General features: G+C 56.7%; 19 protein-coding genes. 9 read left to right on the forward strand and 10 right to left on the reverse strand.

Translation table 11 applies throughout. The annotated features are described in order from the left end of the window. From AC2FF8_RS18555 to AC2FF8_RS18565, 3 genes are all read right to left on the reverse strand, one after another. The coding region (locus AC2FF8_RS18555; protein ID WP_496880444.1) for a glycosyltransferase family 2 protein at positions 1-694 on the reverse strand (694 nt) is incomplete at its 3' end. Further along, a complete protein-coding gene (locus AC2FF8_RS18560) occupies positions 691-2,184 on the reverse strand; it encodes a hypothetical protein (RefSeq protein ID WP_496873991.1) in 1,494 nt (497 codons plus the stop codon). The genes AC2FF8_RS18555 and AC2FF8_RS18560, both read right to left, overlap by 4 nt. 184 nt (positions 2,185-2,368) lie before the next feature. Further along, positions 2,369-3,079, reverse strand: a complete 711-nt coding sequence (locus AC2FF8_RS18565; protein WP_170347013.1) for a methyltransferase domain-containing protein — start codon at positions 3,077-3,079, stop codon at positions 2,369-2,371. A 631-nt stretch (positions 3,080-3,710) separates the two neighbouring features. Here AC2FF8_RS18565 and AC2FF8_RS18570 point away from each other — a divergent pair. Continuing rightward, a complete protein-coding gene (locus tag AC2FF8_RS18570; protein ID WP_496873990.1) occupies positions 3,711-4,277 on the forward strand; it encodes a VPLPA-CTERM sorting domain-containing protein in 567 nt (188 codons plus the stop codon). A gap of 59 nt (positions 4,278-4,336) precedes the next feature. Here AC2FF8_RS18570 and AC2FF8_RS18575 read toward each other — a convergent pair whose 3' ends face one another. From AC2FF8_RS18575 to AC2FF8_RS18590, 4 genes are read right to left on the reverse strand one after another with little or no spacing between them, the layout of a single operon-like run. Next, the gene (locus AC2FF8_RS18575) at positions 4,337-5,221 is read right to left on the reverse strand and encodes a glycosyltransferase family 2 protein (RefSeq protein WP_480719026.1); all 885 of its coding nucleotides are present in this window, start codon (positions 5,219-5,221) and stop codon (positions 4,337-4,339) included. Further along, positions 5,202-6,029: a CpsD/CapB family tyrosine-protein kinase gene (locus AC2FF8_RS18580; RefSeq protein ID WP_170347007.1), complete on the reverse strand. Its 828-nt coding sequence runs from the start codon at positions 6,027-6,029 to the stop codon at positions 5,202-5,204. The genes AC2FF8_RS18575 and AC2FF8_RS18580 overlap by 20 nt, the downstream gene beginning before the upstream one ends. 31 nt (positions 6,030-6,060) lie before the next feature. Beyond that, positions 6,061-7,599, reverse strand: a complete 1,539-nt coding sequence (locus tag AC2FF8_RS18585; protein WP_496873989.1) for a GumC family protein — start codon at positions 7,597-7,599, stop codon at positions 6,061-6,063. Between the two features lies 1 nt (position 7,600). Beyond that, complete coding sequence (locus AC2FF8_RS18590; RefSeq protein ID WP_224859198.1) at positions 7,601-8,377, reverse strand: ExeA family protein; 777 nt, start codon at positions 8,375-8,377, stop codon at positions 7,601-7,603. Between the two features lie 795 nt (positions 8,378-9,172). On the opposite strand from AC2FF8_RS18590, the gene AC2FF8_RS18595 reads away from it, so the two are divergent. From AC2FF8_RS18595 to AC2FF8_RS18625, 7 genes are all read left to right on the forward strand, one after another. Next, a complete protein-coding gene (locus AC2FF8_RS18595; RefSeq protein WP_496880454.1) occupies positions 9,173-9,802 on the forward strand; it encodes a sugar transferase in 630 nt (209 codons plus the stop codon). 70 nt (positions 9,803-9,872) lie between these two features. Next, positions 9,873-12,326, forward strand: a complete 2,454-nt coding sequence (locus tag AC2FF8_RS18600; protein ID WP_496873986.1) for a tetratricopeptide repeat protein — start codon at positions 9,873-9,875, stop codon at positions 12,324-12,326. A gap of 115 nt (positions 12,327-12,441) precedes the next feature. Beyond that, positions 12,442-13,053 (forward strand): polysaccharide biosynthesis/export family protein, encoded by a 612-nt coding sequence (locus AC2FF8_RS18605; protein WP_496873985.1) that lies wholly within the window; start codon positions 12,442-12,444, stop codon positions 13,051-13,053. A 156-nt stretch (positions 13,054-13,209) separates the two neighbouring features. Beyond that, a complete protein-coding gene (locus AC2FF8_RS18610; RefSeq protein WP_170346997.1) occupies positions 13,210-14,643 on the forward strand; it encodes a hypothetical protein in 1,434 nt (477 codons plus the stop codon). A 201-nt stretch (positions 14,644-14,844) separates the two neighbouring features. Next, on the forward strand, positions 14,845-16,395 hold the full coding sequence (gene xrtD / locus AC2FF8_RS18615; protein WP_496873984.1) for a VPLPA-CTERM-specific exosortase XrtD: 1,551 nt from the start codon (positions 14,845-14,847) through the stop codon (positions 16,393-16,395). A 182-nt stretch (positions 16,396-16,577) separates the two neighbouring features. Then, the gene (locus AC2FF8_RS18620) at positions 16,578-18,125 is read left to right on the forward strand and encodes a hypothetical protein (RefSeq protein ID WP_496873983.1); all 1,548 of its coding nucleotides are present in this window, start codon (positions 16,578-16,580) and stop codon (positions 18,123-18,125) included. 42 nt (positions 18,126-18,167) lie between these two features. Continuing rightward, entirely contained in the window at positions 18,168-19,271 is a 1,104-nt protein-coding gene (locus AC2FF8_RS18625; RefSeq protein WP_496880445.1) for an acyltransferase family protein, read from the forward strand. Between the two features lie 12 nt (positions 19,272-19,283). On the opposite strand, the gene AC2FF8_RS18630 is transcribed toward AC2FF8_RS18625, so the two are convergent. Together AC2FF8_RS18630 and AC2FF8_RS18635 are read right to left on the reverse strand one after the other, a co-directional pair. After that, positions 19,284-20,540, reverse strand: a complete 1,257-nt coding sequence (locus AC2FF8_RS18630; protein ID WP_496880446.1) for a glycosyltransferase family 4 protein — start codon at positions 20,538-20,540, stop codon at positions 19,284-19,286. Further along, a complete protein-coding gene (locus AC2FF8_RS18635) occupies positions 20,527-21,789 on the reverse strand; it encodes a nucleotide sugar dehydrogenase (protein WP_496880447.1) in 1,263 nt (420 codons plus the stop codon). Before AC2FF8_RS18635 ends, AC2FF8_RS18630 begins: the two co-directional genes overlap by 14 nt. Before the next feature lie 381 nt (positions 21,790-22,170). Here AC2FF8_RS18635 and AC2FF8_RS18640 point away from each other — a divergent pair, with 381 nt between their 5' ends. Beyond that, positions 22,171-23,697 carry an oligosaccharide flippase family protein gene (locus AC2FF8_RS18640; RefSeq protein ID WP_496880448.1) on the forward strand — a complete coding sequence of 509 codons (1,527 nt, stop codon included), beginning with the start codon at positions 22,171-22,173 and terminating at the stop codon, positions 23,695-23,697. Between the two features lie 46 nt (positions 23,698-23,743). On the opposite strand, the gene AC2FF8_RS18645 is transcribed toward AC2FF8_RS18640, so the two are convergent. Then, entirely contained in the window at positions 23,744-24,898 is a 1,155-nt protein-coding gene (locus AC2FF8_RS18645; protein ID WP_496873979.1) for a DegT/DnrJ/EryC1/StrS family aminotransferase, read from the reverse strand. Positions 24,899-25,020: the final 122 nt, after the last annotated feature.

Here is a 25,020-nt window from a genome sequence, read left to right on the forward strand (position 1 = left end):
TCAGCCGGGCCCAGGGCAGGGCGCGGCAGAAGATATCCGTGCTCAGGCTGTTGCGGATGGTCCAGACTTTCAGATGTTTGCCCTGCAACTGCGGCTCGACCAGGATGCGGCGGCCGGTGGCCGCGATCCGGTAGCCCAGTTCGATATCCTCGATCGAGGGGACCTCATAGGTTTTTACGTCGAACCCACCGACCTCCAGAAACACGTCGCGCCGGATGGCGCCGCACCCGGCCCAGAAGGTGCGCGCCTCGCGGCGGGCCCGTTGATGGTGATAGCGATGCAGAAGGTTCTTGTAGCGTGAAAACCAGGCCTGCCCGTCCGGGGCATCATCATAGGATCCGAACACGGCACCGACATTGTCTTCGGACATCGCCCGGCGAATATGTTCCGGGCCATCGGGCCAGGCGATGACATCGGAATCCACGAACCACAGGATATCGCCCGTGGCCTGCTGGGCGGCCAGGTTGCGGGCGGCTCCGGGACCGCCATTGACGGGCGTGGCCAGAACGGTTGCGCCCATTTCCCGTGCCAGCGCCGCAGTGCCGTCCGGGGACTGGTCATCCACCACCAGAACCTGCTGCACCTGTCCGGTATTCAGCATTTCAATCAATGGGGGCAAAACGCGCGGCAGCAGATGTTCGGCGTTGTAGGCCGGCATGACCACGCTGATGGAAAGGGATTGATCTGAACTCACGAAGGATCTCCGGCAATGATACGCGAAGCGCCTGAGCGCTGAACAAGGAAAAGAAAGGCCGCTGTAAAGGGCAACAACCACATCACGCGCGCGCCGTAACGATCCGCGGGTTGAGATACTCCTCCGCAGACCAGAGCGTTGACCGCTATTCCGATCAGGATGAACAGCGCAAACAGCTTCATGTCACGCGACACACGACCCGGCCGCAGCAGAACAAACACGATAAAGGCAAAAGACACGGCATAGATCGCGCCGTGCACGATATCGGCCGTTTCTATCCAGCCCCTGTCCCAGGCCAGATTCCCTTTCTGAATCAAATCGTACTGCGCCTCGTCGAGGCGAGCCAGGGTGCGCGCGTTGGTCAATTCCACATCCGTCGGAATTGTCATGTTGACGCTATAGCGCATAATCTGGTGATAGCCGTTTTTGGCCAATGCGAAAGACGTCGCAATCGGCCTGGACAGGAAGACTGCCTTGGCAAAGTTCCCCTGTGCCAGCGCCACTTGTTTTTGCTCCTCCGGCGACAGCAGACGGAACGACCCCAACTGAGAGGAGCGCTCGAAAATGATATGGGATGCGGTCAGTCTGTAAGGGTCATCCGACCATGAAAGCGCCTCATGCAGCGCGCAGGTTGGTATACTTGCATCCGGGCAGACATCCTTCAGATAGTCCATCCCCGGCCCGTCAACGATAAGCCGCGCAGTGATATGCGGGGTATAGACAACTTCCTTGTTCATCTGGGCTTCAACGGTGATCTGGAAGGCCTTGCGCTCGGCCGCCGCAAGCGTCAGGAGCATCACCATCAGGACCGTTGCGCGCCAGCGCCCCGGCATCCTGCGACCCAGAGCCGTCAGGGCGACAAAAGGGATCATCAGCCCTGTGATCGCCAGATGCGACGGATGCAGCACAATGCAGAACAGAGCCAGCCCCGAGATCAGAAAAAGCTCCCAGAGGCGCATTGTCTGCCCAAAGGCGGTGAGTGCGGCAATCGCGATCAGGAGAATTGGTGCGAATATGTCCGGCATCATATAGGCGATGTAAAACGGCAAAGAGGTGCTGGCCGCCGCCAGAAGCGGGATTGCCGTCATCAGCATTGTGTTCTGCGCACCGCCCAGAGACCGGCCCGCCGTCCGCGCCAGCATCCAGGCTGTAAAAAGCGTGGCAGCCAGATGGATGACCGGAACAGCGTAAAGGGCGTCGGCGCGAAAAAACGCGGCCATGATGAGGCCATAAATCAGCGAGCGGGAGCCGGTTGCAGTCCCGTCCTCATCTGCGGTGTAAGTGCCGCCTGTCGTGCTGGTCTCGTTCACCGGCGGCAGAAGGCTGTTGAGGGCCACGCTGCCCTGCCGGATGTAACTGCCTGTGTCAAAATAATAGAGCGGACCACCGTTGACCAGAAACACGGACAGGCAGGCAAGAACCGCCAGCGTGGCCAGCAGGGCCGACCGGGTCTGCAAGGCCAGTTTGTCCGAAGGTGCCGATACGCTCATGTCATTTCCGCAGCATTTGGTCTGGTCTCGCGGGATGCAGCCACATCTGGACCGGGCCCGATGTCCGGGCGCGTGTCATTGAGATTTGAAACAGACGTGTTCATCAGCGTTCCTGGCTGCCTCTGTCCAGCGGGCTGTGGGGCCGAATTCCACTGTGGCCACCGCCCAAAATCGCGTTAAGCAATCATTTGATAGCAAGAAAACCTTCGAAACAAATATACTTCTGAATACTCATCACATCCTTGAAACCGGCCCGGCCCAGCAGATCCAGATTGCCCTGGGTGGAAAATGGCTCCAGCACGCTTTTCAGGCTGCGCGCCTTTTCGACGATTTCCTCGCTTGAGAATCCGTTGCCGATTTTGAATTCGTTGTAGAGCTGAGTCACAAGATCTTGAAACCGCGCATCCGGCCCCCGGACCTTTTCGAACATGACAAACGCACCGCCCCAGTTCAGGGTGTTGTAGATCTTGGTGAACAGTTCCTGCCGGTACCGGGGCGGGATGAACTGCATTGTATAATAGCTGACGATCATGTCCGCCTTTTCCATCTCCATATGACGGGCATCGTCATGAAGAATGGAAATGTTCGGGACGTCCGCGCAATGAGCTTCGGCGACCTTCACCATTTCGGGTTCGACATCGATGCCGATCCAGCGTGCGTCCGGCTTTCCCGCATTGTGTTCTGCCAGCTTGCGGATCAACTCTCCGGTCGATGTGCCGATTTCATAGCAGAGACTGTCATTGCGGACGAAGAAATCGGAAACCTGACAGATCAGGCCGTGACCCATTTCATAAAGAGGAACAGACAATTTGATGTGGTCTACAAACGTATCGGGAACACTGCCCCCAAAGGTCCAGTTCGCATTCTCAGCGGCTATGTTCTGGCCAACGCCCATGCGCAATGTCTCCTCGCTAAATAGGCAGGCACAATAGACAAACGGCTAAACAAGGGCTTCCGATTGAAAATGCGTGCCTGAACTTGGTACAATAACAATCCAAAGCTACACGAAACTTTCGGACCGTCGAAGAAGAAATATGGCGGAGCCCGGGTTTGTGGCCTTTTTCCCTTCTGTCGCGATCCGCAGGGCCCTTGTCGCGGGCCGAAAGTGGACAGTGCGCTGAAATGATTTGTATTGTTTCTTGCCTTGTGCGGCACGGGGGCGCCCGTCATGTGAAAAGACGTGCCGGCTGCATTTCATGACAGAGTGATCGGGCGTGGTTCTGCATTGCCTGAACCGGTTCGGATTATGCTTGGTGCAATGTGAAAACGCTTGGAATCGCCGGCAAGTCGGCATGTTCTCCAGACGCAGATTCGCCTTATTCGGGTGATTCTGGTTCACGATAGGGAAACAAACTGTAACTCAGGTATCCATTGTGCCGGACAATGGGCCCTTGCGACAAAAAAAAGCCACAATTCCGAGGAAAATCCTTCGCAATCAAATGGAAATGAATTATTAATAATTGCAGTAGGTGCCCTGCCGGGATTTCGAGCGGGTTGTGTTATAAAAATCAAAGGTGGGACTTTGTATGTTTAAAAGTTTGAAAATGATGGCGGCAGGGATTGTTGCTGCTGTGATGATGGCCGGATCGGCCAGCGCTCTGACCTCGGTGTCAGCGGGTGGTGGTCCTCTGCTGGGGGGTGGATATGACATCACCTCCGACACGCTCTTCTCCGGTACGGTTTCCACGATGGGTGGACCTGGAATGTACGCAGTCAACTTCCAGTCGCCCCGTGATCCTCTTTTTGGTGTAGCGAATGCTTCGATCACTGTAAATTTGCTGGGTACCTTCACGGCTCTGACAGTGAGCTGGGTCGACGCATTAAATCCTGCCAACGTATTGGCATCAACGTCGGTTCTGGGCGGTGTTCAGACGACACTCAGCACACTGTTCAGCAGCGTCAGCCCGAACAGCTTGAGCCAGAATTTGGTGTTCAGCTGGGCCAACTCTCAAGGGGCGACCGATGCCAATGGCAATCCGGTGCCGGTTACGTTTGATTTCGACGTCGCACCAGTTCCGCTGCCCGCCGGTGGTCTGCTGCTTCTGACAGCGCTTGGTGGTTTGGCTCTGACGCGTCGCCGCAAGGCCGCCTAAGCGACACACAAACCTGACAAACAGGACAAGGGGCCGTTTCGCGGTCCCTTTTCTTTTGATCAGATGTCGCCACCTGCTGCCTGGCGCAACATCCAGATCATCCGCTGACATCTGAGCCGGAACAACGTGATGACCGCCCGACTGGTTTCGCCCGCCGAGGCCAGCTTGTCGCTGGTAAGGATTTTCGGGGTATGCACAATTGCACTGGCCGGCATGGCCAATCCACGGATCGCCCACCGCATGCGCGCGGCGGCGTTGGTGCCATGCAGCAGATATGCCTCTTGGGTCGTGCGCCGCCACTTGGCCTTGAGGGCGGGCCAGTTCTGCCGGGATGGATGGCTGACACGAAAGTCGTCCCGGTAGATCAGGCTATACCCGCGCGCGACCGCGCGCATGGTCCATTCCCGATCTTCCGAGACACCGTTGATGAACCCGCCGATCGCATCGAACACATCGCGCCGGGTCAGCAGGTTGCCGGCGCCGGAAAACCCTTGAACCTCGATATACCTGCGGAAGTTGAATGCAAAAACGGCCTCGAACGCTTCTGCGCCGCTGCGCGGGGGCGGGGTTTCGTCAAAGACATCTACCCGGCCACCAATCAGATCGGCTTGATCCGCGACCTGACGCCCGACGCTCAACCAGTCCGGCGCGGGTACGCAATCGGCATCGATGAAAAACAGCCGGGGCGCCCTGGTTTCTGCAACCCCGCGATTGCGGGCATGGGCCGCGCCCTTTTGGGTTTCCACCACGAAACGCACCTCGGGGAAGGCCTGGCGCATCGTGTCCAGCGACACCGGAGAGTTATTGTCAACGACAACGATTTCGGTCGCCGTCAGATCGTTCTCTCTCAGGGCAAGAAGACATCGTTCCAGCCGGGGCAAATCGTTGTAATGGGGAATGATCACCGCATCGGCCGGAGCCGTATCAGTAGGATCCGTACTCATTGCCAAACGTCCCGCTGATGTATCGGCATTTGTTCAGCACGATCCCCATGACGCTGGTCAGTTCCGCCAGTTGCTGTTCGGAAACGTCGATATGGTCGATGCTGGTTTCTTCGGCCGCAGCCAGAAGCAGGGCACAATCGACATTCCTGAGAAAGCCGTGGCTGTCATCGCTCATCATCAGGGGGGGCGTGTCGAACAGAATGACGTCGGGTTTGTAATCCGCCTCGAGCTGTTCGAGAAATTCGATCGCCCGTCGGCTTTGCAAGATTTCCGCCGGGTTGCGCGTGGGCGTGTAATTCAGCCCGAAAATCACGTTCTTGCCATACCGCAGCGCATGTTCGTGAAACGGCACCGATCCCTGAATGACGTCGGCCATGCTGTGGTTGCCGGTTTGCTTCAGAATCTCGGCCAGCCCCCTGCGCCGCATGTCGAAATCGATCACGATCGTCCGCAGATCTTCCTGCCGCCCCAGGCTGAACGCCAGGTTGGCCGTCGTCGTGCTTTTGCCGCACCCGCTGTACGGGGAGGTCAATGCCACCCTGCGCCATTTGTTGGACAAGATCTGTTGCAGCATCTTGGTCCGCAACATGTCATAGGGGGTGGCGTCTCCGCCGCCAGCAAGCGATGCAAGCCGGTTGCGCACTGCAAGTTTGGGGTCGATCTGTATCTCGGGCACGCTTTGCCACCGGGCGTCACGAGCGTCTTCTGACGGGGCATGACGGGGCGGTTGTTCCATGACCGGCGGCGGGCTTTCGCGGCTCTGCCGTTCCTCGCGCGCCTTTTGAATCGCTTTCTGAAGACGGTCCATCACACATTCACCAAATCAATCGAAACAATACTCACCAGTATGTCTCCAGTTTATCCATCACTCTCTCGGTAATAAGATCGAGAGGCAGGTAATAGGTATGCACTGCCCAGACCCCGGCCGGCACTCCGATTAGAATGGCCAGTATGATCCCACCCCATACCGCGCGCTGCATCAACACTTCACCGCGGGACGGAGCATAGGGAATAGTGGCGATCGGCCAGACATCAAGCTTGCTGATCAGGTCTTCGGGCCGACGCACGGAGCGATTCAGGATCTCCAGCAGGACCACAAGCCCCAGCCCCAGTGCGATGCCAAAGGCAGCGCCCCCGCCGGCGATCATCAAGCGGTTTGGCTTGGCCGGCTCGCTTGGCGTAGAGGGATGCTCGATGACGGAAATACGTTGCCCCTGGGACGTGACTTCGATCCGTTCCCCGGTTGAAGCATCGGCCAGGCGACTGATCGCGACGTTGTACTGGTTCTGAATATTGTCGTGTTCGCGTTGCAGTTCTGCAAGCGTGATGGCGTTGGCCGGGGTCTGGTCAATCGTCAGGGTCAGCGCGTCGAGCCTGTCCTGAAGCACCCGGCGCTGATCTTCGAGCGCTGCAATCTGCGAGTCGATCTGCGCCAGTTGCAGGTCAAGGGATGAATTTCCCGTCTGGTTAGATGGCGCCGGGGCGTTTGCTTGTTCGGCAGCTACAACTTTCTCAAGCTTTTCAATCCTGGCGCGCAGCAGTTTGATCTGCGGGCTGTTCTCGGAATAGACCACAAGCTGATTGTCGAGCTGTGACTGCAGCTGACTTAACTGCTGTTGTGCCGGGGTCTGGTTTTGTTGCGGAGGCCCGACAACCTGCCCTGTCGAACTGAAGATATTCATGAGATTTTCCCGCTGTGACTTAAGGGAAAATATCTGCTGATCCGTCTGTTCAAGATTGGTCTGCAATGCCCCTTGCTGCGCCAGCCTGAACTGCAGACTGTCGGGGAGCGCATCGGAATTATCATTCTTGAACTCGAGAATGCGGGCGCTGCGTCTGCTTAGCTCGTTGCTCAGGCGGTCAACTTCCAGCTGGAAAAAGGCCAGCGTGTCGGTCGCGCGCTCCTTGCGATACGAGACGTCCAGCTTCTGGATTTCCGTCAGATACGCATTCAATACACCAGCTGCGATCGGACCGGTTCGCGCCTCGAAACTGATGGTCATCAGGTTGGCCTGATTGAGACCGCTTGAAATCCAGATCGAGGTGTTCTTGCGCATGGCTTTGACGATCTGGTCAGGGCTTGCTTCATCCTGGTCGGGCAGCACCTGAAACTCGCGCGCAATTTCCAGAAGGATCGGACGGGTCAGCAGGCGCTGTTCGATGATCTGAAGCTGTTCCGCCGCGGGTGTCGTGACGGTGCTGGCCGCCAGGTTGCCCGGAATCTGAGGCGATTCAACAATCAGGCGCATGGTCGAGACATACGTGGCAGGCAACGTTCTGGCGACAATGAATGACGCTACAGACACGATCAGGGCGACGATCAGGAAATACGGAAACCGTCTCAGGAAAATGGAAAAGTAATAGCGAACCGGGCCCATATCAGACTGTCAGCTCCTTCTCGAGTGAGTTTCCGCCAAAGAACACGCCATCTTTGACCACCTGCTCTACAACCTCTTCATCCACCTTCTCGGCCTCATTCGTCCAGGCATAAAGCAGGGCAAAGTCGCAGAACTGGTTCACAAGTCGCGGAACACCGCGCGTTTGCTTGAAAATCTGCTTGCAGGCCTCTTCGGTGAACTCATCGCCTGAACCGCCAGCCGTTTTCATCCTATGCCTGATATAGGCTTCGACCGAAGACTCATCCATCCGTTCAAGATGAAAACTTGCGGCCACGCGCTGTGTCAGCTGGCGCATCTTGGGATCAAGAACCATGTCGCGCAATTCAGGCTGACCAACCAGAACAAGCTGGATCAGCTCATCCGTGTTCGAGTTGATATTGGTCAGCATCCGGATTTCTTCCAACCCTTCGACGGTCAGGTTCTGCGCTTCGTCAAAGATCAGAACCACACGCCGCCCTTCTGCATATTCCGCGACCAGGAAATCCTGTAATTCCCGGAACAGCTGTACATAGGGGGCGTCGTTGTCGATTGGCAGGCCTAAAGCGTGCAGGACCCATTGCAGCAGCTCTCCTCGGCCGCCTTGGGCATTCGAGATCAGCCCTACGGTGATCGACTGCTCCATCTCGCTGAGAAGATGCTGTACCAGGGTGGTTTTTCCGGCCCCGATTTCCCCGGTCAGCACGGTGATGGGCGCACAGCTCATGATGCCGAATTGCAGGACCGAGTAACCGCGCTTGTGCAGCGGCGACCAGTACATGAATCCGGGATCCGGAAGCAGCGTGAAGGGCCGTCGGTCAAGCCCGAAATAATCTAGATAAAACCCGTCGCTGGACGCCATTGCACCTCGGTTGCCTTCTGCCTTGTCAAACCTCGTACTGGCCCCCCGGAGATTATCCAAACTCATACTCTGAACCACCAGAAATCCCTTACACAAAGAACACATCACAAAACAAAAAGTACTTGGGTACTAGTTTGTCACAAAATCAAGATAGCAGGCACCACTAAACTGCACACGCGGTGAATTGACCTTTCCGCTTTCTCAATCTGAGGTGATCGGTGCGATTGTTTCCGTTGCGCCCATATTGGGTTGACCGAGAAAGAGGCGACCAGAACCTGGTGTGATCACACATTAAAAAAGATTCTAAAGGTGGAAATCAAACCTAAAGGGTGAAATTTTCGCTCATTGTGTCCCGTGAGGAAACGAAAATTCATGAATTTTCGTCGGATCAGCTGGGCGCAGCTTTACGATACCGTAAAAAAGCACCTGTATTCAGCAACCAAAGAACACGTTCGCCCGCATTAATGTTTTGCAAGGCAGGTGGAATTTGTTAACAGTTGGATACGGGAAAGCGGCCTCGCAAGTGAGTAAGTGCAGGGCCGAAGTGGTATAAAAATATAAGATTTTAAATATATGTGGTTGAGGTCGAGCGTGTTCGGTTCGTAAGTTTGGTGAGTGGTTCGTGAGTAATTGTGTGTGTTGGGGGTTTAAATAGTGACAAGTCATTCGAAAGAAGTGGCCAACGCTGGCGCGGGCTACTCCGGCATTTCTGTTGTGCCTGCCGCAGTGTCATATCCAGGGATATACAGAAGCGGAGGCAAGCGTCTTTTTGACATAGCGTTCGCAGTGCTTGCAGCGCCTTTTGTCGTGCCGGTGGTGCTGTTGCTGGCTGCGTTTCTTGCCTGTCAGGGCGTGACCCCGTTTTATCGGCAGGAACGTGTCGGCAAGAATGGCAAAGCCTTCAAGATGCTTAAATTGCGCACCATGGTCCATGATGCTGAAGCCGTGCTTCAGGAACATCTGGCGAAGAACCCCGAAGCCCAGGAAGAATGGGACCGTGATCAGAAGCTGCGCAATGACCCGCGTATCATCAAGTTCGGAACTTTCCTGCGCAAATCCTCGATGGATGAGCTGCCGCAGTTCTGGAACGTTTTTATCGGTGAAATGTCCGTGGTCGGCCCCCGCCCGATGATGGTGAACCAGAAAGAACTTTATCCTGGAAAATTCTATACCGCCATGCGCCCCGGCCTTTCGGGACCCTGGCAGGTTTCGAAACGCAATCAGTCCACATTTGCTGAGCGTGCGTTTCACGATACCGAATATTGGAAAAGCATGTCGTTCAGCACAGATGTTTCAATCGTGTTCCGGACCATCTTTGTTGTCCTGCGCGGCACGGGTTGCTGAGAACGGGCCATACAGCCGAACAGGTTGATTGGTTGTATGCTTTTTCCTTGAGTTTTGCAGGAGAACAGCAATGAGCTGGATCGTACCTCCTATTGGCGCACGGCTGATCGCGGCCCTTTTTGCGGCGGCGCTCCTGCTGAGCGCATGCGACTCGGCCGAGGAACGGGCCGAAGCGCATTTCCAGGCCGGGCTGGCCCATCTGGAAGCCGGTGATGTCGAACGCGCACTTGTTGAGTTCAGGAATGTTTTCAACCTCAACGGCCAGCATAAAGAAGCACGCCTGACCTTTGCCAGGGTGGAGCGCGAGCGCGGCAACATCTCGGTTGCATATGGTCAGTATCTGCGGCTGATAGAACAGTATCCAGACAACCTTGAGGGCCATCGCAACCTTGCTGAGATGGCTCTGGAAGTGGGGAATTGGGAAGATGTCAGGCGTCACGGCGCATTGGCAAGCGCTCTGGCTCCGGATGATATCGAAATCAAATCCATCAATAACATGCTGGCTTATACCGACGCTGTCAGGGATGGGGATTTCGCAGGTGTGGACGTCGCCGTCCATAGGGCCCGCGAGATGATCAAAAGCCATCCGAAACTGATGACCGCGCGCCAGATCGTAATTGACCATCTGATCCGCGATGAGGACTGGCCCGGTGTTCTGGAGGAAACAGAGGTGGCCATAGCCACCGATCCAATGGAAGAAAGCCTTTATGGAATCCGGCTCCGCGCACTTCAGGAACTGGATATGCCCGCAGAAATCGAGGCGTTTCTTCGGCAGATGGCCGTGACATTCCCTGACGATGAGGGCGTCGAGCAGTTGCTTGTGGAACACTATATCGATCAGGGGAATCTGGATGCGGCAGAACAGATGCTGCGGGCCGAGGTGGATCCGCTTGCTGAAGATCACATGCCGACACAGCGGCTGATCGCCTTTCTGAACGATAACCGCGACTCTGCGGCGGCCATTGCCGAGCTGGATACGATCATCTCTCAGAACGGCCCGAACACGTTCCAATTCAAGACGGTGCGTGCAGCGCTGAAATTCCGATCGGGTGATGAACAGACCGCGATCGCCGAGATGCAGACACTGCTGGAAGGGGCGGAAAGAAACATACAGACCCGCGCCAGTGAGGTAGAGTTTGCCCTCATGCTGTTCCAGGTCGGCCAGCCTGATGAAGCCCGTGCTTTGGTTGAAAAAGTCCTGTCCGAGGATGCAGCTCAGGTCAGCGCTCTCAAGTTCAAGGCGTCCTGGCTGATTGACGAGGACAAGACCGGCGATGCGATTGTGCTTTTGCGCGAAGCGCTCGGTCAGGCACCCCGCGACCCGCAATTGATGACCCTGATGGCCCAGGCGCATGAGCGCAACGGAGACAGGGAACTGATGGGCGAGATGCTGGCGCTGGCGACGGAAATTTCCGGGAACGCACCGGACGAAACGCTGCGCTATGCCCGATTTCTGATCGCGGAAGGTGATCTGGTGATCGCCGAACGTGTTTTGGCCCAAGCCCTGCACCAGGCTCCGGAACATTCCGAGCTTCTGCTTCTGTTGGGAGAAGTATATCTGAGCATGCAGGATTGGGACCGCCTGGAAACCGTCCTTGATGCCATCAGGGATCTGGACAGCCCGGGAACACGACGCTCTGCGAATGAGCTCAGGGCGCATATGCTGGCCGCACAGCAACGCACACAGGAGCTGACCTCTTTCCTGAACGAGCTGGCGGATGATCCCGAATTTGGCCTGCCCGCCGATATCGCGCTTGTTCGCCTGATGCTTACAAAAGGGCAGACGGTCGAAGCCTTCACCCATCTTGACCAGTTGCTTGCGGAAGACCCAGATTCTTTGCCAATCCGTCTGATCAAAGCCCATGCGTTGATCAGTGAAGGCGACCGCGGTGAGGCTGAGCAGCTCTACCGTGTCATTCTTGAGGAGTATCCGACTACGACGCGGGCATGGATTGCGCTGCACGGATTGGCAACGGAACGGAACGCGCCCGATCAGGCCAGGGAAATTCTGACCGAGGCATTGGCCAATCTGCCTGAAAACCCGGCCTTGCTCATGCTGCAGGCGACGGATTACGAACGCAGCGGAGATCTGGACCAGGCAATCGCAACATACGAAAAGCTTTATCCGATCACCAATCGCTCTCTGATTGTAGCCAACAATCTTGCAAGCCTGCTGACAACATATCGCAACGATGAGGAGAGTCTGCGGCGCGCACAGGTTTTGGCGCAACGTCTGCGTGGCACACAGGAACCGGTCTTCCAGGAAACATATGGCTGGGTCGCCTACCGGGTGGGAAATTATGAAGAGGCCGCCGCCTATCTTGAACCTGCGGCAGCGGCGTTCCCTGAACATCCCCTGGTACTATATCATCTGGGAAAAACATATGCGGCTTTGGAGCGGAACGAAGATGCGCTGCGTCTTTTCCATAAGGCCAGGGCTTTCAGCGGGGCTTCTACGGAAATCGCGTCATTGGTGGAGGCTGAGATTGAACAGCTGAACGCTGTACCCACCAACAGCCACTAACACAGAGCCAATGATGCCGCTGCATTTCTGCCGCATCTTGTATGTATCAGACTCCCTGCTGATTGTTTTGCAGCTTGTGGGAAGGCATAAGTAGGAAAAAGTGAGAGATTTGAATATGCGTACAGTCCTCGGATCATTAATCGCTCTTGTCATTACCATGATCGTGGCCACCGCATCATGGGCGCAATCCTATCAAATCCAACCGGGTGATGCGCTGCAGGTTGAAGTTCTCGAAGACCCCACCCTGAATCGGACCATCCTGGTTCTGCCGGACGGGTCCATCAACTTTCCGCTTGCCGGCTCGATCCGTGCGGCCGGCCAGTCGACCAGCGGATTGAGCGCGTCGCTTTCATCGGCGTTGGCCTCGAATTTCAATACGCCGCCGACAGTCTTTATTTCAGTGGCGTCGCTGGCTCCGCCGCCGCTTCTGGGCGGACAGGCCGCATCCGGACCAACCATCGATGTTTTCATCATGGGTGAGGTCAATGTGCCCGGCAAGCATCTGGCAACCGAAGGCACGACAATTCTTCAGGTTTTGGCTCAGGCCGGTGGTCTGACCAATTTCGCGGCTCGCAAGCGCATCGAATTGCGCCGGGCTGACAGTAAAACAGGCGTGATGAGAAAATATACCTATAACTACAAAGGCTCGGGCGGTGGCATCCAAGGCAATACAGTGCTTAGACCCGGAGACGTGGTTGTCGTACCAGCACGCCGCTTGTTCGAATAGGGGCTGATACAGGTGGGGAAATCCAGGAGCAGGCTGTCCACCATTCTGGGGGGTGGGATCGCTGTCATAAGTTCGTTTACACCAGCCGTCGGGCAGCAGGCCTCGACACAGCAAACGACTGCGCAGCAAACACAAACCTCGACACAGCAAACATCCGTGCAGCAGACAACCGTCGCATCGACGGTTGTGCAGCAGACACCCAGCCAGCAACTGATCGCACAACAGGCACAGCGAAATCCGGCCCGAAGGGTCGGCCTGCCGACCGGTCAGCAGATTGGGACCGGGACCGGCCTGAGTGTGACCCTGGATTATCTCTCGTCGCTCAGACATGACAGCAATCTTCGCCTGACCGACCCTTCGCTTGGGTCCACGACCTGGTGGGAGAATACGCTGGCCCTGGGTATTCTGAAACAGACCTCGGATTCGAGACTGGCTCTTGACCTTTCCGGGCTGTACCGGATCGCCAATGAGCCGATTATCGGGACGGATTCCAGTTTTGCGGACCCGACTGCCCGCCTGTCGTATCAGCGGTCGCGCCAGAACAGCCAGCTTGACCTGCTATTGGATTACCGCGAACAGGATCTGGCTTTTAATCGTTCACTGACCGACACCAATCTGGATGGCAGAATTGATGCCGCCGATGTGACCGGAACCATCGGGGATCAGGTCAACTCCCTGGGCAACCTGAATTGGCAAACCGGCCTGAATGATCCAATCGGGTTCCAATTCATCTACAGCTATAGCGAACGCACTTATACAAACACAATCGATCCGAACCTGTTCGACAACAAGTCAAGCGATTACACGGCGATCACGACATTGCGGGTGTCACCGGTTTTCCAGGCCAACTTGCGTCTCGGCTACACTGATTTCTCGGCAGAAGACAACGTGCGAACCGATGAGCAAACGACGGTTGTGACAGTAGGGGGGACCTATGACATATCCCCTGTCACCACCGTCAGTGCGAATATCGGTTACAGTCAGGTGGATGACACCCAGCGCACAACCAATACCAACACCGTGACCGAGGATTTCGTCTGGGATTTCGCATGGAACAAAACCCTGCCAGACGGCTCGGCGGATTTTCAGATTGACCAGACATTCGGGGTCAATGGGTCACGGATAAACGCAACGGCCGGCCGCAGTTTTCAGCGCGCCAACGGACTATTCAGCTTCAACCTGGGCCTGACCAGAGGACCATTCGACGAAGTCACGCCGATCGGGCAGCTTGACTACAGCTACCAGCTGGCCAGTTCCCGGATCGGAGCAACGGTGCAACGCCGGGTCGGCACCAGTACGCAGAGCATAGAAACACGTGAAACACTGGTGTTTCTGACATATGACTATTTCATCAACCCGGTATCGGGTCTGTCTTTCAGCGTCGATTACATCGACCAGGAAGACGAGGGAACCGGTCAACCCAACCCGCGCCAGCGCGGTACGTTCAGCGCGTCCTATACACGGGCGGTCACGAAAGACTGGGCTGTAAACGTGGGATACCAATATGAAATGGACGATCAGAACGGCTTTAAGGCAACTTCAAACTCGGTCTTTCTGACTTTGGGCCGACGCTTTTCTCTCAAACCCTGACGTTCATTCACGCGGTCCATGGTATCGACAATCAGGACAACCCGCGCTCAATGTCCCGAAAACGGATCAAAATAGCGGGAGCTTGGGCCGTCATAATTTCAGGCCACACCTTATTGTGCATGATGGACCGTGATGCATCACCTCGATTCGAAAAACAGCCGCAGTAATATCCTTGAAGCGGCCAGAAGAGGCTTGCCGGTCATGAACACCGTCGGGCTGTTCTGGTTTGTCCTGCTGCTGCTTGGGTCGATACCCGTCTTCTGGATCGGGATCGTGTCTCTGGGCGCCGCCTGGAGCACCCCCGAATACAGCCATGGCCCGCTGATCCCGATCATCTCGCTGTATCTGTTCCTGCGTGAACTGCGGGACATGCCACCACCCAACCCGGTTGTGCATGATCGCTGGCCGGGTGTGGCGGTGATTGCCGTGGCCCTGACCATCGCCATTCTGGGCAACCTGGCCCGTATTCCCGATATCGTCACCTATGCCATGATCATCTGGACGGGCGGCGTCATGCTGACCGTGTTCGGCTGGCAGCGGGGCAAATACCATCAGTTGCCCGTGCTGCATCTGGTGTTCATGCTGCCCCTGCCGCAGTTCGTCTATTGGAAGCTCACGATCTTCCTGCAATGGATTTCGTCCGAGCTGGGCGTCTGGTTCGTGCAGATGGCCGGTGTTTCGGTTTTCATCGAAGGCAACATCATCGATCTGGGGGTCTACAAACTACAGGTGGCCGAGGCCTGTTCCGGGCTGCGCTATCTGTTCCCGATCCTGAGCTTCTCGTATCTCTTTGCCCTGCTTTACCGTGGCCCGATCTGGCACAAGGTGGTTCTGCTGGTCTCGGCCGCTCCGCTGACCGTACTGATGAACTCGATCCGCATCGGTGTGATCGGCGTGCTGGTCAATCAGCATGGCATCGAGCAGGCTGAAGGCTTCATGCATTTCTTCGAAGGCTGGATCATCTTCCTGCTCTGCGTCGCCATTCTGTTCCTGATGGCCATCGGGTTGCAGCGTCTGGCGCCGAATCCGCAACCCTTTGCCGAGACCATTGATCTGGATACCCAGGGGCTGGGTTCTGTTGCCTTGCGTATCTTTGGCATTCGCGCATCGGTGGCACTGGCGGTCGCGGGTCTTCTGACGCTTGCGGTTTCAACCGCCTGGACCCTGCGGCCCGCTTCCGAAGCGCGGCCTGTGGAACGTGACCCGTTTGTTCTCTATCCACGGCAGCTTGGCCCCTGGTCCGGGTCGCCCACCACGTTGGATCCACAGGTTGAACAGGTTCTGGGTGCCAGCGATTACCTTCATGCTACCTATATCGACACCGGTTCGGGCGACTTCGTGAACATGTTCGTAGCCTTCTACGACAAGCAGACCGAAGGTGACGGCATCCATTCTCCCGAGGTCTGCCTGCCGGTGGGTGGCTGGGAAATCTTCAGCCTTGAACCTTATGAGATCAATCCTGGCAACACGCCTTATGGCAGCTTTATGGTCAACCGCGCCGTGATCCAGAAAGAACTATCGAAACAGCTGGTCTATTACTGGTTCGAGCAGCGCGGCAAGCGTATGGTCAATGATTTCCGGGCCAAGATGAGCGTCATTCAGGACGGCTTCACCATGGGCCGCACCGATGGCGCACTGGTTCGCTTTGTGACCCCCATCCTTCCCGGCGAAACCGAAGCGGATGCGGATGCAAGGTTGCAACGTTTCATGGAGCCAAGCCTGAACCGCCTGCCGCGGTTTGTACCGTTTTAGAAAGACGGCAAGCTCGACGCGATCGCAGCGCCCTGGCCACCAAATCTTTACCCCGAAGTCATTGCATCCCGGGCGTCAGATGGCATTAAGCAAATTAGATTGCACAATGATGTGTTGCTGATATCTGAGAGATCAGGTTTTTTGGTTCTTAGTAAGTAGGTAGAGATGTGCCTGCGGCAGAAATGATTACGACACTTCGACGCCGTTCACTGCGCCCGGTTCTGGCACTGACTCTGTTTGCCTGCCTCGTTCCCCTGTGCGTAACCCCTGTTCTGCCGCTGACAGATTTCTACGCCCATATTGCCCGCTACTATATTCTGGCCAAGTTGCCGGGCTCGGCCGTGTTGCAACAGAACTATGAGGCCGCCTGGCAACTGCTGCCCAATCTCGGGTTGGACATTCTGGGCACAGGTATCATGCATGTGCTGCCCCCGCTTTTGGGGGCCAAGCTGATAGCGGGGTTGATCATTGCAGCTCCTTTCGCAGGCATTTTGTACCTGTCACGCGTTCTGCACGGCCGCCTTTCGGCACTGACCGTGTTTCTGGCCGGTCTGGTGGCGTATAACCATATTCTGATCTGGGGTTTTTCGAATTTCCTGCTTGGATTGGGGGTTCTGCTGGGCGCAACCGGCTATTGGATTGCGACACAGGACCGTCCCGTCCGGCAATTGACCGTGACTATGTGCATAGGCGTGCTCCTGTTTTTCATTCACGGGCTGGCCTTTGCGCTGTGGGGGTTGCTGTTGGGTGCGGTCGAGCTGTCACTTGCTCTTGGATCCGGCAACCCGGGGGTGCGTACGCTTTTTTACAAAGCTACAAGGCTTGCGCTGGTCGCCGTCATACCAACCCTGTTGTTTACCCAAACGAAAACCATAGGTGCCGGAAGCACCACACCGATAGAAAGTCTTCTCGCCCATGCCGAACAGGGAACATTATGGGCTCGACTGAGCACCGAAGCCTATCTGAGAGTCGATGGTTTCCTTCGCGTGGCCGAAACCACATGGCAATCGATCGACTGGGGCTTTGGCATCGTATTGTGGGGCGTACTGATCGGCGGGCTCGTGACCGGGATCTGGCAGATCGACAGACGCATGAAGCTTGCGGTGGCCCTGTGCGTGCTGCTGATCCTGATCGTACCCCCGACCCTGTTCGGCGTCGGGCATTTGGGCGAACGCATCCCGCTTTTGCTTCTGGCGCTTCTGGCCGCAAGCCTGTCTCTGGCTCCCGATGTGAAATCACCGTCCCGCGAAATCGTCATTGCGATGATCGCAGGGCTGTTTCTGGCACGAAACCTGGTGCTGAGCATCGGATGGTATCAGGACGGCAGAAGTTACGCCTCGTATCTTGAGGCACTGAACATCCATGATACGCGCAGCCTGGGCGCAGGCGCCTATGTCGAAGACGCCAGGGATCCACGCTTATTCCGGCCCAACTGCCGCCCCCTGTCCTTTCTCATGATTTTTAACGGCACCGCGATCCCCACCTTCGCCGATCCCACCCAGCAACCGCTGCACGTCATCGGACCGCTGGCCCATGTTCAAAACGTGGTTCAGAACGTTGCCTCGGACGCACATCATACAGTGCCGTCCGCGATAGCCGCATTGTCTGACGCCAAAGCTGATACAATTATCGTTTGCTCGACGGAATCGTTTCCGCCTCAGATCCAGGGATTCAATATTCTTGCGACAACCGCACCATGGATATTGTATCAAAGATCAGCTTCCAAATAATTGTGTATCCCATGATAGTGCCAGTGACCCAGAGAACCGCAGATGAGTGAGCATAATGTGCATGTGATCTCGGGGAAGCCTGCGCTGTTTATCGCAGATCGATCAGACGGGCGGGATAACAATTTCAATCTGATCCGGATCATCGCGGCCAGCCTTGTGCTGGTGGCGCATGCCTATCCTCTGAGCTTGGGTGCCGAGTTCGGGCAACCGCTTGAATCCACACTGCATGGGCTGTCGCTTGGTCTGATGTGCGTATGGGCTTTCTTTGCAATTTCGGGGTTTTTCATTACGCGCAGTTTCGACCGTAACCCGTCTGCAGCATCATTCCTGATCGCCAGAGCCCTGAGGCTGTTCCCAGCACTTGCCGTGGTAACCGTGATCACCATTCTGGTTGCCGGGCTTCTGTTAACACAAGCGCCCCCTTCTGTTTTTTGGGACGAAGCCGGCAGCTACTTCATCCGCAACATGCTGTTGTTCAAACTGCAGTACACATTGCCGGGCGTGTTCGAATCCAATCCATATGGTGCTGCGATCAATGGCTCGCTCTGGTCCCTCTCCTACGAGGTCACCTGCTATGTCGGCGTCCTCTTATGTGGCTTGCTTGGATTTCTGGGAAACAAAAAGATTTTTGCCGGGCTAACGCTGCTGTTCCTGTGTTTCTATACAGTCATCGTCGTATTCATCGACGTGAACCCAAGAATCGAGGTCCTCACACGGCTTGGTCTGCCTTTTCTGTCGGGAATGGTTTTTTACATCTGGCGCCGACACGTACCATTATCCTGGTCGCTGCTGGCCCTGTCCGCCGCGTTGTCCTTTATGGCCTGGTTCACACCACTGTTTCTACCTGTCTTTGCCATTAGCCTGTCTTATGCCGCGATTTTTGCCGGCTATGCCAAAATCCCGCTTCTTTTACACTACAACAAGCTGGGCGACTATTCCTACGGGGTCTACATCTACGCGTTCCCGATCCAGCAACTGGTGGCGCAGTCTGGCGTCACGACGCCAGTCGTCAACATGGCGATGTCTTTCCCCCTAACCCTGTTATGCGCGGTCCTGTCATGGCACTTCATTGAGGCTCCGGCCATGAAGCTTCGGTTTCCGAGGAAAGCGCATGGGCAGGCAGGAACAAAACAAGTAGCAAAGTAACACTCTGGCCGATTACCCTTTCCAGATCCGCTGATACGCCGCGATCAGCGCGGGCACCTGATGCGGCCAGGCCATCTCGGATTCGACCCGGGCACGCCCATAGCGGCCCATGACGGCGCGACGGTCGTCATCGGCCAGCAATTCGGTGATCTTGTCAGCCATATCCACCGGATCATTGGCCCTGGCGTAAAGCGAGGCCTCCTGCGCCGAGAACCGCCCTTCGGTCACGTCGAACTGAACGATGGGTTTCTCGAAGGCCATGTATTCGAGGATCTTGTTCATGGTGGATTTGTCGTTCATCTCGTTCACCCGGTCCGGGTTCACGCAGACATCCGCGGTCGACAGGATCTCGAACAGGTCCTGATCCGGGGCACGGCCGGTGAAAGTGACGTAATCCGACAGGCCCATTTCAGCAGATTGTTCGCGCAGCTTGTCCAGGCTGGGGCCCCCGCCCACAAGGCAGAACTGGATGTCGTCGCGGCCCTGCACCTGTACCAGATGCGCCACGGATTCCAGCAGCAGGTCGATCCCTTCCTGATCGCCCATCACGCCGACATAGCCCACCATGTATTTCCGCCCGTTGCGCCAGGCCGGGTTCGGGGGCAGGTGCTGCAACCGGCTCAGATCAGGACCGGACCGGACGATAAACACATCCTCGGGCGCCATGCCGCCGCGTTCGATGGCGATCTTGCGATAGCTTTCATTGGTGGCGATCGACACCCGCGCCGAGGCGAAGGTCAGCCGCTCGAACGTCTTCATGAGCTTCCAGAAGAAACCGCGCTTGTCGAACTTGGCCTCGTAAAGCTCGGGGTTGATATCGTGGTGATCAAACAGATAGCGCACGCCAAACAGCTTGAACGGCAACGCCACCAGAAAGATCAGATCGGGCGGGTTGCAGCCATGGATGACGTGAAAGCCGCGGGTGAACTTGATCTTCAGCGACAGCCAGCTTTCCCAGAACAGCGCCGCGCCATATTCCAGCAGATACCCCAGCGCCCCGCTGGCATCCAGCGGCAGCGGGTGGCGATAGACCTTGATGCCCTCGTCTTCCCACACGCGTTCCTCATGGCCCTTGCCGGTGGGGCAGATGACCGAGACCAGCGCGCCTGCGGCGGCCAGCGTGCGCGCCTCCATCCAGACGCGGCGGTCAAAGGGGACGGGGAGGTTTTCCACCACGATCAGAACCTTGAGGCCCTTCAGGGGCTGGCTCTGGCGCAGCTCTTCGAACGAGATCGGCTGAACGGCGGGCACAGGGCTAGTCATATTCATAGGTTCTTACCACCTCTGCATCACCCAGGTTCAGATCATTCACGATCCGGTTTGAACCGACCACCAGATCCCAGGGTCCGGCCTCGGCCGTGGCGCGGTCCACCAGCAGGCTGCCCACGTTGGGCAGGTGGGTAAAGGCATAGCCCAGGTTCTGCCCCCGCAGATCGGCCGGTTTGATGGCCGGATCATAGACCGACAGCTGATAGCCCGCCTGCAACAGACGCCGGGCGATATCTACATTGGGGCTTTCACGCAGATCGTCGGTTCCGGCCTTGAAGGCTAGCCCGGCCATCAGCACCCGGCCCCCATCGGGCAGCCGCGCCATGATGTCCTGCGCCTGATAGGTTTTATGTGCCTGATTGGTCTGCAACAGGCTGTCGATCAGATGCGTATGCGCACCCACCTCACCGGCGATATGTTGCAGCGCACGCACATCCTTGGGCAGGCAGGACCCCCCGAACGCCCCGCCCGGACGGGTATAATAGGCCGAGATGTTCAGCTTGGTGTCCGAGACGAAAATCTCGTGCATGGTTTTTGCCGACACGCCCATGCTGTGGCAGATCCGACCGACCTCATTGGCAAAGGCCACCTTGGTGGCGTGCCAGGTGTTGTCGACGAATTTGGTGATCTCGGCCTCTTCGAACGCGGTGTAGAACACCGGCGCATCCAGGCCTTCGTGCATTTCGTCCATCACCGCCGAGCGATTGCCATCGGCCGTGCCGACAACGATCTTGGGGGGGTTGAAGAAATCATCCACCGCCGATGCCTCGCGCAGGAATTCGGGGTTATAGACGATCTCGATCGCCTGCCCCGTCCGATCGCCCAGATAGCTTTGGAAGATCGGCTCGATCAGTTGCCGCACCGTGCCGGGTCGGAAGGTGGATCGGTACGCTACGGTCAGCGGCCGCGCGCGGTCCGGTGACACGGCCTTGGCAATCTGTCGCGTCACCTCGGCCACGAAATTCATGTTGTGCGAGCCGTCAGTGGAACTGGGCGTGCCGACGCAAACGATGGCCAGGTCGACATCGGACAGGTCGGGGATTTCAACCGTTGCGCGGATCAGGTTCTTTGCAAGCGCCTCGGTCAGCAGCTCGGCCACCTTGGGTTCCTTGATCGGAGGCTGCCCGGCATTGATTTCCGAGACCTTGTCGGCATTCACATCGACGCCGATCACCTCATGCCCCTCACGGGTCAGACAGCATGCTGCCGTGAACCCCACATACCCCAGACCAAAAATCGCAATCTTCATACTGTTATACCATCTTGAAAACAGGCGCCGGGTCCAGAAAACACCGGTCTCTTCTACTTGTTACCCTTGCGCAGTCAGAATCCAATCTGAGACACTGAGGCGAAACTTCATTTTGCTATGTAATATTCTGCGCCGACTCGCCGCGACGGTACCGATTGAAACATGGTGTACCTCTCTGAAACTGGAAAAACATGCGATTTCAACACAAAAATATACTTACAGGTTTGACTAGCAGCCAGCCGACTAAATTCCTAGAACAGCAAGTGCGGGTTTTTTGAAGCGACGTTGAGGGTAGCCAGATTAGAAACATTGGTACGTTGATAAGTTTTTTGTTCCGAGTATGGAAAGGCAAGTCTTTTGAAGCCTCCAGTTGAACCAGGCGTGACTATCGCCCCGGGGACACCCGATCACAGCGCGACCCTTACCAGGGGGGCCGCAACATTGTTTGCATCGGGCGTTTTCAGCCAGTTTCTGGGCGTTTTGACATTGGTTGTGACGGCCCGTCTTCTGACGCCAACGGATTTCGGGATCATTGCCTATTTCATAATCGCGGCCGCGTTTCTGGAAATCGTCCAGCGGGCCGTTTCCATGATCCTGATCCGCCAGCCCGAGATCACCGACGATCACCTGAACACCGTGTTCACGATGCAGGTGCTGTTGGGCGTCTTTTCGGCACTCCTGATCTGGGCCAGCGCCCCTCTGATGACATTTTTCGGGCTTGCGGAACTGACATCGCTTATCCCCGCGCTCTGCTTCATCGCTATCGCAAGTTCCATCAAGAGCACACGCTTCCCACTTTTGGAAAGAGATCTCCGGTTCGGTTTCATCGCAGGGGAAGAAACGACCAGCCGAATTGCATATACATTGATGGCCATCAGCCTCACATGGATCTGGCGTGATTACTGGGCCATCGTGGTCGCCAGCGTCATCACTCAGGTCATCCGGGTCATCTGGTCCTTTTCCGTTGCCCCGATGCGGCCCAGGTTAACGCTCCGATGCTGGCATGACTGCATTGATGTGTCATCATGGTCACTGGGGGCCCAGATCACCCAGTTTCTGATCAACAACATGCCCCAGATTGTCATCGGAAGCATGCTGGGTCTGGCCGATGCAGGGATTTTCAGGGTCGGCTATCGTCTTGTGGTCCTGTTCACCAGCCAGATCATCGGCCCGTTGGAACGAGTGGTTTACCCAAGCCTTGCCAATGCCTCCCGGACCCAAGGCTCCAGCCAGGAAGCCTTCGAACGGGCCAACGCCATCCTTCTGGGGATCATCGTTCCAGCCAGCGTCGGCATGGCCCTGGTTGCCAATCACCTGATCGTTGTCGTGGCCGGTTATCAGTGGCTGGCCGCCGCACAGGTCATCTGGGTGCTTGCCCCTTTGAAGGCGATCGAGACATTGCAGGCCAATGTCCGGTCTGCAAGCTATGTCGAAGGCTCTACAAAGCGCCTGTTTCTCCGCAACACGATCCTGCTGATCGCCACAACTGCGCTGACGGTGCTGGGATCGAACTATGGCTTTACCGGCGCGATCCTCGGCTCCGGAGCCGCCAGCCTGTTTGCGATCGGTCTGGCGCTGATCATGGCCAAGGATTTCGGAACCGGTGGGTTTTTGGCACCGATCCTGATGGCCTGGCGTACATTTGCGTCGACCTTTGCCATGTTGCTTGCCGTTCTATTTGTCAGCAGCGCCTATGGCAGTGGCGACGCAGTGGGATGGGCTTATGAGACAGCGGAAGACCTGCCGCTGCTGCGCATCCGGTTCTCGGTCAAAGTTCTGGTCGGAGTTTTTGTCTATGTTGGCACGCATCTGCTGCTCTGGCGCCTTGCCGGGAAGCCAAAAGGGTTCGAAAGCCTGGCGCTGGAGCTTGCCGCAAAACTCAAACGCAAGCTGTCCAAGGCGGCGTGATGGCCCCGGTTACGCTGGCCTCACTCTGCATAAACCGCCCGCCTGATCAGGCCACAAGTTCATTTCTGAGCTGCGCTATTATGTGATCGATATGCGCAGCCGAAAGGTACTGGTGCACCGGCAAAGATACGACATTGTCTTTCAGGGTCATCGCCTCGGCCTGCCCTGACCAGTCAAGATTGCGGTTGAAGCCCGCCCACCAGGCGGTGGCACCAATCCCGGTTTTTTGCAGCGCCCGTACGACCCGGTCACGCCCCGCGACTATGATCGGCATATTCAGCGGGCAGGCATCGGCCGGAAGTTCCGGAACAAGCATGCGTATCTCGGGCAACTCGTTGAAAACATCCCGGTACCGCTGCCAGTTCGCCCGCCGGATCGCAATGGTTTCTGCTACGGAATAGGCCCGCAATGGACGGGATGTGAAGACACTCATCTGTGCGCCGCGCAGCGCCGGGTCGAAATAATAATGCCCTGGAATGTCTTCAGGTTGATCCCCGTCACTGCGGGGCGGCGGTTCTTGCCGACCGCGTGCCTTCTGAAGCACGGCCTGCATACGAGACGGCCCCAATACGGTTGCCAGACCAGCGCGCAAAAATGCTTTGGCCACGGCCTTGCCCGGAGCAGGCCGCGGAAACGGATGCCTGACGCTCAGGTCCGGCGCATTGATGATCATGGCCCCACCACCCAGAACAGGCACAAACTTGTAGAAGCAGAAAACCGATACGTCTCCGGTGCGGCCTTCTGCCGGCGAAGCACCGCTGAGAAGGCTCAATGCACAATCTTCGATCATCCGCAGCCCATGTCGATCACACAAGGCCCGCAGATCCGCCAGGTCTGGCTGCAGCACACCAAAATAGTGGATCACATATATCGCCTTCGTCCGCCCGGTAACTAGTGGCGCAATCCGTGCAGGGTCGGCACGCAGGTTTTCGGAAACCGGATACAACCGAACCGAAAGGCCCGCATCAATCAGCGGGTCGACCTCGGAACCGCAATTATAGGCAGGGGCCAGAACTTCATCCCCGGGCTGCAACCCCAAAAGGTCACAGGACGCCCGGATTGCCACGCGGGTATTATAGCTCCAAAACACCGACCGGTCCTGGAACAGGGCCGTGTACCCGCCAGCAGAATCCCGGCGAAACAGATCGGGCAACCGCATGACAGGATCGCCGCAATAAAGTGCGTTCCCACGGTCAGTCATTCGATGCCAAACACAGAGGCCAAAATTTACCCGCGCCCGATCTTGATACAGTCTTGTCTTTCAAGGTTTCGCACCGTCAAAATATTACCTCAATATACTGATCTAAATGATTTGACTTTTAT

Source organism: Ruegeria sp. YTSA144, from assembly GCF_059610125.1.